The sequence below is a fragment of the Streptomyces catenulae genome, from assembly GCF_000718015.1.
In the GTDB taxonomy this organism is placed as follows: domain Bacteria; phylum Actinomycetota; class Actinomycetes; order Streptomycetales; family Streptomycetaceae; genus Streptomyces; species Streptomyces catenulae.
Map to the genome: position 1 here is coordinate 76,803 of NZ_JODY01000009.1, position 13,002 is coordinate 89,804.

Annotated in this window: 12 protein-coding genes and 1 pseudogene; 12 read left to right on the forward strand and 1 reads right to left on the reverse strand. The window is 73.8% G+C overall.

The features are described 5' to 3' along the window. Nucleotides 1-257 precede the first annotated feature (257 nt). The gene (locus IF23_RS0111090) at nt 258-1,019 is read left to right on the forward strand and encodes a chitinase (RefSeq protein ID WP_030282419.1); all 762 of its coding nucleotides are present in this window, start codon (nt 258-260) and stop codon (nt 1,017-1,019) included. A gap of 77 nt (nt 1,020-1,096) precedes the next feature. Here the strand turns inward: IF23_RS0111090 and IF23_RS0111095 are convergent. Beyond that, nucleotides 1,097-2,119, reverse strand: a pseudogene (locus tag IF23_RS0111095) (chitinase); the annotation flags it as partial. A 283-nt stretch (nt 2,120-2,402) separates the two neighbouring features. On the opposite strand from IF23_RS0111095, the gene IF23_RS0111100 reads away from it, so the two are divergent. From IF23_RS0111100 to hypF, 11 genes are all read left to right on the forward strand, one after another. Then, complete coding sequence (locus IF23_RS0111100) at nt 2,403-3,491, forward strand: NADH-quinone oxidoreductase subunit B family protein (protein WP_030282421.1); 1,089 nt, start codon at nt 2,403-2,405, stop codon at nt 3,489-3,491. A gap of 67 nt (nt 3,492-3,558) precedes the next feature. Further along, entirely contained in the window at nt 3,559-5,340 is a 1,782-nt protein-coding gene (locus tag IF23_RS0111105) for a nickel-dependent hydrogenase large subunit (RefSeq protein ID WP_030282423.1), read from the forward strand. Further along, the gene (locus IF23_RS0111110) at nt 5,337-5,876 is read left to right on the forward strand and encodes a hypothetical protein (protein ID WP_051739487.1); all 540 of its coding nucleotides are present in this window, start codon (nt 5,337-5,339) and stop codon (nt 5,874-5,876) included. Before IF23_RS0111105 ends, IF23_RS0111110 begins: the two co-directional genes overlap by 4 nt. Continuing rightward, complete coding sequence (locus IF23_RS0111115; protein WP_030282426.1) at nt 5,873-6,535, forward strand: DUF5947 family protein; 663 nt, start codon at nt 5,873-5,875, stop codon at nt 6,533-6,535. Before IF23_RS0111110 ends, IF23_RS0111115 begins: the two co-directional genes overlap by 4 nt. After that, nucleotides 6,532-7,203, forward strand: coding sequence for a DUF6084 family protein (locus IF23_RS0111120; RefSeq protein ID WP_030282427.1), 672 nt, complete (start codon nt 6,532-6,534; stop codon nt 7,201-7,203). The genes IF23_RS0111115 and IF23_RS0111120 overlap by 4 nt, the downstream gene beginning before the upstream one ends. Beyond that, on the forward strand, nt 7,200-8,633 hold the full coding sequence (locus tag IF23_RS0111125; protein ID WP_030282429.1) for a hypothetical protein: 1,434 nt from the start codon (nt 7,200-7,202) through the stop codon (nt 8,631-8,633). The genes IF23_RS0111120 and IF23_RS0111125 overlap by 4 nt, the downstream gene beginning before the upstream one ends. Continuing rightward, complete coding sequence (locus IF23_RS0111130) at nt 8,630-9,160, forward strand: hydrogenase maturation protease (protein ID WP_037677914.1); 531 nt, start codon at nt 8,630-8,632, stop codon at nt 9,158-9,160. Before IF23_RS0111125 ends, IF23_RS0111130 begins: the two co-directional genes overlap by 4 nt. A 16-nt stretch (nt 9,161-9,176) precedes the next feature. Continuing rightward, entirely contained in the window at nt 9,177-9,287 is a 111-nt protein-coding gene (locus IF23_RS35580) for a DUF6893 family small protein (protein WP_425423829.1), read from the forward strand. Between the two features lie 158 nt (nt 9,288-9,445). Beyond that, on the forward strand, nt 9,446-9,835 hold the full coding sequence (locus IF23_RS0111140; protein ID WP_030282432.1) for a hydrogenase maturation nickel metallochaperone HypA/HybF: 390 nt from the start codon (nt 9,446-9,448) through the stop codon (nt 9,833-9,835). A 4-nt stretch (nt 9,836-9,839) separates the two neighbouring features. Then, nucleotides 9,840-10,592, forward strand: a complete 753-nt coding sequence (gene hypB, locus IF23_RS0111145) for a hydrogenase nickel incorporation protein HypB (protein ID WP_030282433.1) — start codon at nt 9,840-9,842, stop codon at nt 10,590-10,592. Then, nucleotides 10,589-12,970 carry a carbamoyltransferase HypF gene (gene hypF, locus IF23_RS0111150; protein WP_030282435.1) on the forward strand — a complete coding sequence of 794 codons (2,382 nt, stop codon included), beginning with the start codon at nt 10,589-10,591 and terminating at the stop codon, nt 12,968-12,970. Before hypB ends, hypF begins: the two co-directional genes overlap by 4 nt. Nucleotides 12,971-13,002: the final 32 nt, after the last annotated feature.

Sequence of the window (13,002 nt, forward strand, 5' to 3'; positions counted from 1 at the left end):
TGGGGAGCCGGAGTTCGTCGCCCGTGACGCGGTATGGACGCATCCGGCGCGACGCCTCTAGCCTGACCTTGGTCTAGACCGCGGCTTTCGCGGTCCTTTCCGCGTGCCGTGATGCTCCACCGGCCTGTCCGGCGCCACCGCCCGACAGGCCCGCTCGGTAAGGCAATTCCCCCACAGCGGCCGTAGCCCGCCCGGTGGCCCGGAGCCCGTGAGGCCCGGTCCGTCCGCCCGGCGGGTGCCGCACGAAGGAGTTCCCGATGAGATCACGTATCGCCGCCCTGATCGGCGCCGCCACCCTCGCCGCAGGAGTGGCCGTGCTGGCGCCCGCCGCCCCCGCGGGGGCCGCGCCCGGGTGTGCCCCGACCGCCGTGACCTGCACGAAGGCCGCGACCAAGGCGGAGGGTTTCGTCGTCAGCGAAGCGCAGTTCAACCAGATGTTCCCGAACCGGAACGCGTTCTACACCTACCAGGGGCTGACCGACGCGCTCAGCGCCTACCCGGAGTTCGCGAACACCGGGAGCGACACCGTCAAGCGTCAGGAGGCGGCCGCCTTCCTCGCGAACGTCAGCCATGAGACCGGCGGTCTCGTCTACGTCGTGGAGCAGAACACCGGCAACTACCCGCACTACTGCGACGCCACCCAGCCCTACGGCTGCCCCGCGGGCCAGGCCGCGTACTACGGCCGCGGTCCGATCCAGCTGAGCTGGAACTTCAACTACAAGGCGGCCGGGGACGCGCTCGGCATCGACCTGCTGAACAACCCGTCGCTGGTCGAGCAGGATCCGGCCGTCGCCTGGAAGACCGCGCTCTGGTACTGGAACACCCAGAAGGGCCCGGGCACCATGACGCCGCACGACGCGATGGTCAACGGCGCGGGCTTCGGTGAGACGATCCGCGCCATCAACGGGTCCATCGAGTGCAACGGCGGCAACCCCGGCCAGGTGCAGAGCCGGATCGACAGCTACCAGAGCTTCGTGCAGATCCTCGGGACCGAGCCCGGCGGCAACCTGAGCTGCTGACGACGCTCCCCGGGTGACGGGGCCGTGCGTCCGGCCGGGCCACCGGTCCCGGCCGGACGCACGGCCCGTTCTCATCCGGTGGCCCGGGCGAACGTCACCGAGTAGGCGGTGAAGTCGTACGCGCCCTGCGGCACGCTGCTGCACGTACCGGAGGTCCGGCCGTTGTTGTCCGGCGGGGTGCACTGGCGGTCGCGGTTGACGGACCAGTTGGTCAGGCGCGCCATGTGGTGGGCGGTCGCGAAGTCCAGCACCTTCTGGAAGTCCGCCTGGGTGAAGTACTCCCCGGTGTCGCTGCGGCCGTTCATCTGGGAGATGCCCTCGTGGGCGTAGGCGGTGGCCTCGTCCCAGCCGAAGGTGGAGCGGAGGAGTCCGTTGAACTTCGTCAGCGCCGCGGTCTGGGAGTCCGCGCCGTCGAAACCGCCGTCGAAGGGCATGATCGAGAAGTTGTCCGGGGTGAAGGACTGGGATTCCGCCTCGTTCAGCATCTGCTTGCCGAACCAGCCGGTGCCGTCCGCCGTCCCCGCCGTGGTGATCGAGAGGTAGAGCCCGGGGTTCTTCTGCTGGAGGATCTTGGCGGCGCCGATCTCGTTGTGGATGGCGGCGGTGTTCTCGTACTCCGGCTCCTCCAGGTCGAAGTCGAGCGCCTTGAGGCCGTACTTGTCGATCACCTTCTGGTACGCGGCGGCCGTCGCCTCGGGGGTGGCGCACGCCTGCCCGAGCTTGGTGCCGCCGTAGCCGCCGATGGAGGCGGAGACGTCGCCGCCCTTCGCCCGGATCGCGGAGATCACCCCGGCGACCGCGGTGTCCGACTCCACCGGGCCCGTACCGTCCCACGTCGGCGTGCAGCCGCCGCCGTTCGGCGCCAGGACGAAGGCGAGCTGGAACGCCTTGAGGCCGGTGGCATCCATCACCGCCGCGGCGTCCGGCGGGTCGTTGTCGAGCGGCATGAGGTAGGGCGCGGCCGCGTACCAGTTGCTGCCCAGGGCCTGCGGTCGCGGGGCGGTGGGGTGGCCCGCGGCGCGCGCCGTACCGGCGGCGGTGAGCGCGAGGCAGACCGCGGCGGTGAGGGCGCCGAGCGTGCGGGCGTGACGGGTGGGCACATGACCTCCCGGGGAACGGATCTGGTCCAGACCAATCGCTCCACAGCGTGAACCCCGCCCCGGGGCGCGTCAATACTCCGGACCGCACGGAGTGGGGGAGCGCCGAGGGCTCCGGGCCGCGCCCCGGCGGGCCGGGTGCCCCCGTACCCGGACTGCCGCACCGGCATCACTGGACTGCCCCGCCCGACGGCGTCACGCGGCGTGTCGGCTGCTATCACGGGCAGCAGGCACGTTATCTGCCTTAAGCGGCCTTTCCGCCCCGGACCCCAGAGGAGGCATCCTCATGGATGCAGCACCATCGGCTCCGAACGGCTCCACCGCCCCGCCCTCCGCCGGTACGGAGGAGGAGGCGCCGATCCACATCCTCTGGATCAACGCCGGTCTCAGCTGCGACGGCGACTCCGTGTCGCTGACCGCCGCCACCCAGCCCAGCATCGAACAGATCGCCCTCCAGGGACTGCCCGGTCTCCCGAAGATCGCCGTGCACTGGCCACTGATCGACTTCGAGTGCGGACCGGTCCAGGGCGCGGACACCTTCATCGAATGGTTCTTCAAGGCGGAACGCGGCGAGATCGAACCGTTCGTCCTGGTCATCGAGGGCTCCATCCCCAACGAGGCGATCAAGAGCGAGGGGTACTGGTGCGGCTTCGGCGACGACCCCGAGACCGGCCAGCCGATCACCACCAGCGAATGGATCGACCGCCTCGCCCCCAAGGCACTCGCCGTCGTCGCCATCGGCACCTGCGCCACCTACGGCGGCATCCACGCCATGGAGGGCAACCCCACCGGCGCGATGGGCGTCCCCGACTACCTCGGCTGGGACTGGAAATCCGGCGCCGGAATCCCGATCGTCTGCGTCCCGGGCTGCCCCATCCAGCCGGACAACTTCGCCGAGACCCTCACCTACCTCCTCCACCAGGCGGCCGGATCGGCACCGATGATCCCGCTGGACGACAAGCTCCGCCCCACCTGGCTCTTCGGCGCCACCGTCCACGAGGGCTGCGACCGCGGCGGCTACTACGAACAGGGCGAGTTCGCCACCACCTACGACTCACCCAAGTGCCTGGTCAAACTGGGCTGCTGGGGCCCGGTCGTCCACTGCAACGTCGCCAAACGCGGCTGGATGGACGGGATCGGCGGCTGCCCCAACGTCGGCGGCATCTGCATCGCCTGCACCATGCCCGGCTTCCCCGACAAGTTCATGCCGTTCATGGATCCGCCGCCCGGCGGCATCGTCTCCAGCACCGCCAGCGGACTCTACGGCGGCGTCATCCGCAGGCTGCGCGCCATCACCCGTAAGACGGTGGACAAGGAACCGCGCTGGCGCCACACCGGCACCGAACTCACCACCGGCTACCGCGCCCCGTGGTGACACCCCCGTCGCCACCCGACCCGACCCACATCCCCGCTCGACGAAGGTGAAGGGCACCGCAGACACGATGGCACCGACGACGAAGACCGCGGACGGCAGCGGACTGACCGAGATGTCCTGGGATCCGATCACCCGGATCGTGGGCAGCCTCGGCATCCACACGAAGATCGACTTCAAGCAGAAGCGGGTGGCGGAGTGCTACAGCACCTCGTCGGTCTTCCGCGGCTACAGCGTCTTCATGCGCGGCAAGGACCCCCGCGACGCCCACTTCATCACCAGCCGCATCTGCGGGATCTGCGGGGACAACCACGCCACCTGCTCGGTGTACGCACAGAACATGGCGTACGGCGTGAAGCCGCCGCACCTCGGTGAGTGGATCATCAACCTCGGCGAAGCCGCGGAGTTCATGTTCGACCACAACATCTTCCAGGAGAACCTGGTCGGGGTCGACTACTGCGAGAAGATGGTCCGCGAGACCAACCCCGGCGTCCTCGACCTCGCCGAACGCACCGAGGCACCGCACGCCGCCGAACACGGCTACCGCACCATCGCCGACATCATGCGCTCCCTCAACCCGCTGGAAGGCGAGTTCTACCGCGAGGCGCTCCAGGTCAGCCGCTACACCCGGGAGATGTTCTGCCTGATGGAGGGGCGGCACGTCCACCCCTCCACGCTCTACGCCGGTGGCGTCGGCACCGTCGCCTCCGTCCAGCTCTTCACCGACTACCTCAGCCGCCTGATGCGCTACGTCGAATTCATGAAGCGCGTCGTCCCGCTCCACGACGACCTCTTCGACTTCTTCTACGAGGCGCTCCCCGGCTACGAGGAGGTCGGTCGCCGCCGCGTCCTGCTGGGCTGCTGGGGCGCGCTCAACGACCCCGACCACTGCGACTTCACCTACCGCAACATGACCGACTGGGGCCGGCGGATGTTCGTCACCCCCGGCATCGTCGTGGACGGCGAACTCGTCACCAACGACCTCACCGAGATCAACCTCGGCATCCGCATCCTGCTCGGCAGCTCCTACTACGACGACTGGGCGGGCCAGGAACAGTTCGTCACCCACGACCCGCTCGGCAACCCCGTCGACCCGCGCCACCCCTGGAACCAGCACACCATCCCCGCCCCGCAGAAGCGGAACTTCGAGGACAAGTACAGCTGGGTGATGTCCCCGCGCTGGTTCGACGGCACGGAACACCTCGCCCTCGACACCGGCGGCGGGCCCCTCGCCCGCCTCTGGTCCACCGCCCTGTCCGGGCTCGTCGACTGCGGCTACGTCAAGTCCACCGGCCACAGCGTCGTCATCAACCTGCCGCGCTCGCTGACCAAGCCGGAGACCAGCTTCGAGTGGAAGATCCCGCGCTGGAGCAACGCGCTGGAGCGCAACCGCGCCCGGACCTACTTCCAGGCGTACACCGCAGCCCTCGCCCTCCACTTCGCCGAGAAGGCGCTCGACGAGGTCCGCGCCGGACGCACCCAGACCTGGGAGAAGTTCGAGGTGCCCGACGAGTCCATCGGCTGCGGCTTCACCGAGGCGGTCCGCGGCGTCCTCTCCCACCACATGGTCATCCGGGACGGCAAGATCGCCAACTACCACCCGTACCCGCCGACCCCCTGGAACGCCAGCGTCCGCGACAGCTACGGCACCCCGGGACCGTACGAGGACGCCGTCCAGAACACCCCGATCTTCGAGGAGAACGCCCCGGAGAACTTCAAGGGCATCGACATCATGCGCGCCGTCCGCAGCTTCGACCCCTGCCTGCCGTGCGGCGTCCACATGTACGTCGGCGGCGGTCGCACCGTCCAGGAGACCCATCTGCCCACCGGACTGAGCGGACTGGCCGGATGAGCGCCGAGGAGACCGCCCGCCGCGTCGAGGCGGTGCTCGACCGCCTCGCCGCCCACGACGACCCCGACGTCCCCGCCGCCGCGGAGGAACTCGTCCGCGACCTGATGGAGTTCTACGGCACCGGACTCGGCCGCCTCCTCACCCTCGTCTCCACCGCCGACGGCACGCCCCCGCCCGCGCTGCTGGACGACGCCTGCGTCGCCGGACTGCTGGTCCTGCACGGACTCCACCCCGAGGACGCCCCCACCCGGATCGCCCGCGCGCTGCGCACCGCGGGCGCCGCCGACGCCGTCGTCGAGGAGTTCGACGCGAGCACCGGCGCGCTGCGGCTGCGCCGGGAGGGCGGCGGCTGCGGCGGAACCGCCGACGCCACCCGGCAGCGCATCGCGGACGCGCTGGCCTGCCACGCACCGGAGGTGACCGGCGTCGACCTGCGACAGGCCGCCCCCGCACCGCCGTTGCTGCAGATCGGCACCCGCCCGCCGGAGCCCGTCCCGGCGGGCGCCGCCCCCGACGGCCGGACCGCGGCGCCGTGACCGCGCCGCACCCCGCCCGGCACCGCCCGGGACCCGCACCGCGCGGACTGCACCGCTTCACCCGGCCACGGCCCGCCGCGCCGGAACGCTGCGACCTGTGCGGCACCGCCCTGGACACCGGCCACCGCCACCTCGCCGACACCACCGGGCGCTCCCTCGCCTGTGCCTGCCCGCCCTGCGCCCTGCTCTTCGACCGGCCCGGCGCGGGCGGCGGCCGGTTCCGCACGGTGCCCGACCGGGTCCTCGCCGACCCCGGCTCCGCGCCCTCCGCCGCCGCCTGGGCCGCCCTGCACATCCCCGTCGCCCTCGCCTTCTTCTTCCACCACTCCGCCCTCGGCCGCCCGATCGCCCTCTGCCCCAGCCCCGCGGGCGCCACCGAGACCGAACTCGACCCCGCCGCCTGGGACACCGCCTTCGCCGGATCCCGCCTCGCCGCCCTCCTCACACCGGACGTCGAGGCGCTCCTGGTCCGGCGCACCGGCGAGGCGGCCGTCTGCTACCTCGTACCGGTCGACACCGCCTACGAACTGGTCGGCCGGATGCGGCTGCACTGGACCGGCTTCGACGGCGGGGCCGAGGCCCGCGCCGCCCTCGACGCCTTCTTCGCGGAACTGGCCGACCGGGCCACCGCACTCCCCGAGGAGGCGGCCCACCCGTGAGCGACCTCGCCTTCTCCTGCACCGGCGTCCGCGCCGACCCGTACGCCGCGGGCCCCACCCTCGTCTTCCGGCTGCGGATCACCGCCTCCGGACCCGAGCGGGTGCACGCCCTCGCGCTCCGCTGCCAGCTCCGTATCGAACCGGCCCGCCGCCGCTACACCGACACCGAGGCGGCCCACCTCGGCGACCTCTTCGGTGAGCGGGAGCGCTGGGGCTCCACCCTCAACCCGCTCCAGTTCGCCCAGGTCTCCGTGGTCGTCAACGGCTTCACCGGCGAGACCGAGGTGGATCTGCCGGTGCCCTGCACCTACGACACCGACATCGCCTCCGCCAAGTACTTCGCCGCCCTCGACACCGGCGAGGTCCCGCTGCTGCTCCTCTTCTCCGGTACGGCCTTCCGCGGCGCGGGCGGCTTCCGGGTGCAGCCGGTGCCCTGGGACCGGGAGGCGGTCTGCCGGATGCCGGTGACCGTCTGGCGGGACATGATCGAACAGCACTTCCCCGGCTGCGGCTGGCTGCGCCTGCCCCGCACCGCCCTGGACGCCCTCGGCGCCTACCGCTCCCGCCGCGCCCTGCCGTCCTGGGAGGAGACCGTCCTGACGCTCCTCGCCGAGGCGGAGCGGGGCGCGCACCCCCTGCCCGCACGCCCCCGGGAGGCCCTGTCATGACGTCCGCCGCGCCCGCGACGGAGGACCTGTTCGCCCATGCCCGCCAGATCGCCGACGCCGTCCTGCTGGAGGGCTATGTGCTCTACCCGTACCGGGCGTCGGCGGCGAAGAACCGGATGCGCTGGCAGTTCGGCGTCCTCGTCCCGCCGCGGTGGCCCGGTGCCGCCGCCGAACACACCCTCCAGCGCACCGAATGCCTGCTGGAGCCCCGCGGCAACCCGGCCCTCCACGCCCAGGTCCGCTTCCTGCACGCCCGGCGCCGCACCGTCCAGCGGGCGCTGCCCGACGGCACCTACGAGACCGTCGAGGCACTGGAACTGCCGGACCGTGTCGTCCGGCCCTGGGACGAGGGCGTCACCGAGCAGGTGGACCTCACCACCGGGATCGCCGACCTCACCGGCGACGGCGTACGGCTGCCCTTCGCCCTCCCCGCCCACGAGGAGAGCGAGCCGCTGTACGACGGCGGGTGCCTGGTGGGCCGTCAGCTCCGGCGCCGGGAGCACGTGGCCGGGGAGCTGCACCTGCGCGCCACCGAACTCGACGGCCCCTGCCGCCTGCTGCGGCTCACCGCGACCGTCCGCAACACCGGCGACTGGGACGGCGACGGCACGGCGGACCGGGCGGCGGCGCTGCCGTACTCGCTGCTCTCCGCGCATCTGCTGCTCGGCACCACCTCCGGCGCGTTCCTCTCCCTGACCGACCCGCCCGAGTGGGCCTCGGGCGCCGCCGCCGACTGCCGCAACGCCCACACCTGGCCGGTCCTGGCGGGCGCCGACGGCACCGCCCGCACCGTCCTGTCCTCCCCGATCATCCTGGAGGACCACCCGCGGATCGCCCCCGAGAGCCCCGGCGTCCTCTACGACGCCACGGAGATCGACGAGATCCTCGCGCTGCGCACCGCCGCCCTCACCGACCAGGAGAAACGCGAGGCCCGCGGCACCGACGACCGGGCCGCCGCCGTCATCGACCTCGCCGACTCGATGCCGCCCGAGGTGCTGGAGCGGCTGCACGGCGCGGTCCGCGCGCTGCGCGAGGTCACCGGCGACGGACCGCCCCCGCCGCCCGACCGGGCCGCCGCCGCGCCCCCCGACCCGTTCGACGGCGACACCGGCGGCGCCCCCTGGTGGGACCCGGCCGCCGACGCCGCCGTCGACCCGGTCCGCGACCGCGTCCTCGTCGACGGCACCCCCGTCGGCGCGGGCAGCCGCGTCGCGCTGCGCCCCGGACCGCGGCGCACCGACGCCCAGGACCTGTTCCTGCACGGCCGCACCGCGGTGGTGGAGGCGGTGCTGCACGATGTGGACGGCGGGGTGCATCTCGCCGTCACCGTGGACGGCGACCCCGGCGCCGACATCCGCCGGGAACAGGGCCGCTTCCTCTACTTCCAGCCCGACGAACTCACCCCGCTCGCCGCCGTGGAGGACGGATGACCGCCGCCCCGCCCCGCGTCCTCGTGGCCGGGATCGGCAACCTCTTCCTCGGCGACGACGGCTTCGGCGTGGAGACCGTCCGCCGCCTCGCCGCGCAGCCGCTGCCGCCGGGCACCGAACTCGCCGACATCGGCGTCCGCGGCGTCCACCTCGCCTACCGGATGCTCGACGGCTACGACACCGCCGTCCTGGTCGACGCGGTCCCCGGCGACGGCCCGCCCGGCACCGTCCGCCTGATCGAACCCGCCACCGGACCGGCCGCCGGTCAGGTCGCCGTGGACGGCCACCACATGACACCGGACGCGGTGCTGGCGCTGCTGGACCACCTGGCCGAGACCACCGGCGGCGCCCGGCCACGCCGGGTCCTCGTCGTCGGCTGCGTCCCCGCCGACCTGGACGAGGGCATCGGCCTCAGCGCCCCCGTCGAAGCCGCCGTCGACGCGGCGGTACGGCTGCTCACCACGCTGCTGTCCGAGGCCACGCCCACCCCTCCCGAACCCGCGGGCGGCCCCGCGGCCCGCACCTGACACGAAGGAGCACCCCATGCGGAAGGTCCTGCTGGCGGCCGCGGCACTCGCCGCCCTCGCCGCCGCGGGCGGCGCCGTCGCCGTACTGCCCGACGTCAAGCGCTATCTGCGGATGCGGTCCATGTGACGCACGGCCCGCCGCCGCTCCGCGCCGCCTGAACGGCCCACGGCGCGGCACCGGCGGCGGCGTGGCGCCCCGCGCGCCGCCACCGCGCCCCCTGTAATGGCACCGGTCGCGCAGCCGGACGGCGGGCGCGGTCCGGCACGCGATCCGGAGTGAGACCGATGCACGAGATGTCCCTCGCCGTGGCGGTGGTGGAGCAGGTGGACGGCGCCCTGCGCGACGAGCCGCCCGGCACCGTCGAGACCGTCCGCCTCCAGGTCGGCGAATTGGCCGGGGTCGTCCCCGACGCCCTGCACTTCTCCTTCACCCTCGCCTGCGAGGGAACCGTCCTCGAAGGCGCCGCCCTGCACATCGACACCGTGCCCGGACGCGCCCGCTGCACCCCGTGCGGCGCGGAATGGGCCACCGGTATGCCGCCCCGTCTGCACTGCCCGGACTGCCGCTCCACCGCCGCCGCCCTCGTCGCGGGGCGCGAGTTGCAGATCGTCAGCGTGCACCGCGCCGACCACGGCACCGTCCCCGCCCCCACCCCCGCATCCGAGGAGAACTGAAGCCATGTGCCGCGTCGTCGACCTCCAGCAAGCCGTGCTCGCCGAGAACGACCGGCGGGCCCTCACCCTCCGCACCGAACTCGCCGCCCGCGGCACCACCGCCGTCAACCTGCTCTCCAGCCCCGGCAGCGGCAAGACCGCGCTGCTGGAGGCCGAACTCACCCTGGCCCGCTCCCGCGGCGTCCCGGTCGCCGCCCTCACCGCCGACCTGGCCACCGAGAACGACGCCCGCCGCCTGGGCCGCTCCGGCGCCCCGGTCAAGCAGATCCTCACCGACGGGCTCTGCCACCTGGAGGCGGAGATGCTCCGCGGCCACCTGGACGGCTGGCTGCCGGACGGCACCCGGGTGCTGTTCGTCGAGAACGTCGGCAACCTCGTCTGCCCGGCCACCTACGACCTCGGCGAGACGCTGCGGGTGGCGCTCTGCTCGGTCACCGAGGGCGAGGACAAACCGCTGAAGTACCCGACCGCCTTCGGCCTCGCCCACCTGGTGCTGGTGACCAAGAGCGACCTCGCCGACGCCGTCGGCTTCGACGAGAGCGCCTTCCGCGCCCACGTCCAGCAGATCAACCCCGGTGTGGAGACCGTCCTCACCTCCACCCGCACCGGCGAGGGCGCCGGTGTCCTGCTGGAGCACGCGCTCGCCGCCCACGGCAACGCCCCCGCCCACCGCCCCGTGATGGCCCGTCAGGCCCCGCCCCGGGAACACCACCACACCCACTCCCACCACGACGGTGCGGTGCACAGCCACTCATGACCGTGTCCGGGGAGACGGCCGCGGCACCGCCCGCGGCCGAACGCCGCCGGGTCACCGTCCGCGGCGTCGTCCAGGGCGTCGGCTTCCGCCCCTTCGTCTTCACCCTCGCCACCGAACTGGGCCTGACCGGCCAGGTCGGCAACACCGGCGACGGCGTGGTCGCCGACGTCGAGGGCGCGCCGGGCGCGGTCGCCGCGTTCTGCCGCCGGATCGGCACCGACGCACCGCCCCTCGCCGTCGTCGAATCCGTCGCCCACACCCCGCTCCCGGCGGACGGCGGCGCGGGCTTCCGTATCGCCGCCACCACCACCGGCGACCGCGCCCGCACCCTCATCGCGCCGGACACCGCCACCTGCGCGGAGTGCCTCGCCGAACTCACCGACCCCGCCGACCGCCGCTACCGGCACCCCTTCCTCACCTGCACCCACTGCGGCCCGCGCTTCACCATCGTCACCGCCCTGCCCTACGACCGGGCCACCACCACCATGGCCGGTTTCCCGATGTGCGCCCGGTGCGCCCGCGAGTACGCCGACCCCGCCGACCGCCGCTTCCACGCCCAGCCCATCGCCTGCCACGACTGCGGGCCCCGGCTGACGCTGCGCCGCCGCCCCGGGACCGCCGACGCCTGCGCCGACCCGGTCGCCGCGGCCCGCCGGATGCTCGCCGACGGCGCGATCCTCGCGGTCAAGGGCCTCGGCGGCTACCACCTGGCCTGCGACGCGTCCCGGGAGCACACCGTGCGGCGGCTGCGGGAGCGCAAGGCGCGCGGCGGCAGACCGTTCGCCGTCATGGCCCGCGATGCCGCCGCCGTCGACGGGCTCGTCCACCTCTCCGCCGCCGAACGCGCCCTGCTCACCGGCGCCCGCCGCCCCATCGTCCTGCTCCGCCGACGGGACGCCGCCGACCGCGCGCCGGACGCCCCGCGCCTCGCCGACGCCGTCGCCCCCGGCAGCCCCGACCTCGGCGTCATGCTGCCCTACACCCCCCTGCACCACCTGCTGTTCGGCCTGCCGGGCGACCCGCCCGGACCCGCACTGCTCGTGATGACCAGCGGCAACCGTGGCGGGGAGCCCATCGTCACCGACGACGCGGACGCCCTCACCACCCTCGCCCCGCTCGTCGACGGCTGGCTCACCCACGACCGGCCCATCCACGTCCCCTGCGACGACTCCGTGGTCCGGATGATCGACGGGGCGCCGGTGCTGCTGCGCCGCTCCCGCGGCTACGCCCCCGCCGCGCTGCCGCTGCCGCTGCCCGTCGCCCCCGCGCTCGCCGTCGGCGGCGACCTCAAGAACGTCCTCTGCCTGGGGGAGGGGCGCCGCGCCTGGCTCTCCGCCCACCTCGGCGACATGGACGATCCGGCGACCCTCACCGCCGCCGACCGCGCCACCGCCCACCTCGCGGACCTCACCGGCGTCCGCCCCCGCCACGTCGTCGCCGACCGGCACCCCGGCTACCGCTCCCTGGGCCGCGCCCGCCGCGCCGCCGGGTCCGACGGCGTACGCCGGGTCCAGCACCACCACGCCCATATCGCCTCCGTCCTGGCCGAACACGGTCTCGACGGCGGCCGGAAGGTGATCGGCGTCGCCTTCGACGGCACCGGCTACGGCGACGACGGCACCGTCTGGGGCGGCGAATTCCTCCTCGCCGACTACGACGGCTACCACCGCTTCGCCCACCTCGCCCCCGTCCCGCAGCCCGGCGGCGACGCCGCCGTCCGCCACCCCTACCGGATGGCCCTCGCCCATCTCCACGCCGCCGGCCTGCCCCACGCCCCCGACCTGCCCTGCGTCCGCGCCTGCCCACCCGAACAACTCCCGCTGCTGCAACGGCAGTTGACGCGCGGCCTGAACTGCGTCCCCACCTCCAGCATGGGCCGCCTCTTCGACGCCGCCGCCTCCCTGACCGGCCTCTGCCACACCGCCGGATACGAGGCCCAGGCCGCCGTCACCCTCGAAGCGGCGGCCTCCCGCGCCGAGGGCCCGGCGCCGCACGAGCCGCCGCCGGGCCCCGCCTTCACCCTGCGCGCCACCCCGGCGGGCCCGCTCGCCGCCGACCCCGCCCCGCTCCTCGCCACCCTCGCCGCCGGGGTCCGCGCGGGCGTCCCCGCCGAACGGCTCGCGGCCCGCTTCCACCACGCCGTCACCGCACTGGTCGGCCGGGTCTGCGCCGCCGCCCGCGACCGGCACGGGCTGGACACCGTCGCCCTGACCGGCGGCGTCTTCGCCAACCGGCTGCTCGCCTCGGAGTGCGCCGACACCCTGCGCGCGGACGGCTTCACCGTGCTGCGCCACCGGCTCGTCCCGCCCGGCGACGGCGGACTGGCACTCGGCCAGCTGATGGTCGCCGCCCGTCACGGCGCACCCACCGCCCCCTGAACCACCCGATCCCGCAGAGCGAGGAGAACCCC

Coding starts and splice junctions, on each gene's coding strand:
- IF23_RS0111110 (WP_051739487.1), top strand. CDS start 5,337: ATGAGCGCCGAGGAGACCGCCCGCCGCGTCGAGGCGGTGCTCGACCGC.
- IF23_RS0111105 (WP_030282423.1), top strand. CDS start 3,559: ATGGCACCGACGACGAAGACCGCGGACGGCAGCGGACTGACCGAGATG.
- IF23_RS0111090 (WP_030282419.1), top strand. CDS start 258: ATGAGATCACGTATCGCCGCCCTGATCGGCGCCGCCACCCTCGCCGCA.
- hypB (WP_030282433.1), top strand. CDS start 9,840: ATGTGCCGCGTCGTCGACCTCCAGCAAGCCGTGCTCGCCGAGAACGAC.
- IF23_RS0111125 (WP_030282429.1), top strand. CDS start 7,200: ATGACGTCCGCCGCGCCCGCGACGGAGGACCTGTTCGCCCATGCCCGC.
- hypF (WP_030282435.1), top strand. CDS start 10,589: ATGACCGTGTCCGGGGAGACGGCCGCGGCACCGCCCGCGGCCGAACGC.
- IF23_RS0111140 (WP_030282432.1), top strand. CDS start 9,446: ATGCACGAGATGTCCCTCGCCGTGGCGGTGGTGGAGCAGGTGGACGGC.
- IF23_RS35580 (WP_425423829.1), top strand. CDS start 9,177: ATGCGGAAGGTCCTGCTGGCGGCCGCGGCACTCGCCGCCCTCGCCGCC.
- IF23_RS0111130 (WP_037677914.1), top strand. CDS start 8,630: ATGACCGCCGCCCCGCCCCGCGTCCTCGTGGCCGGGATCGGCAACCTC.
- IF23_RS0111100 (WP_030282421.1), top strand. CDS start 2,403: ATGGATGCAGCACCATCGGCTCCGAACGGCTCCACCGCCCCGCCCTCC.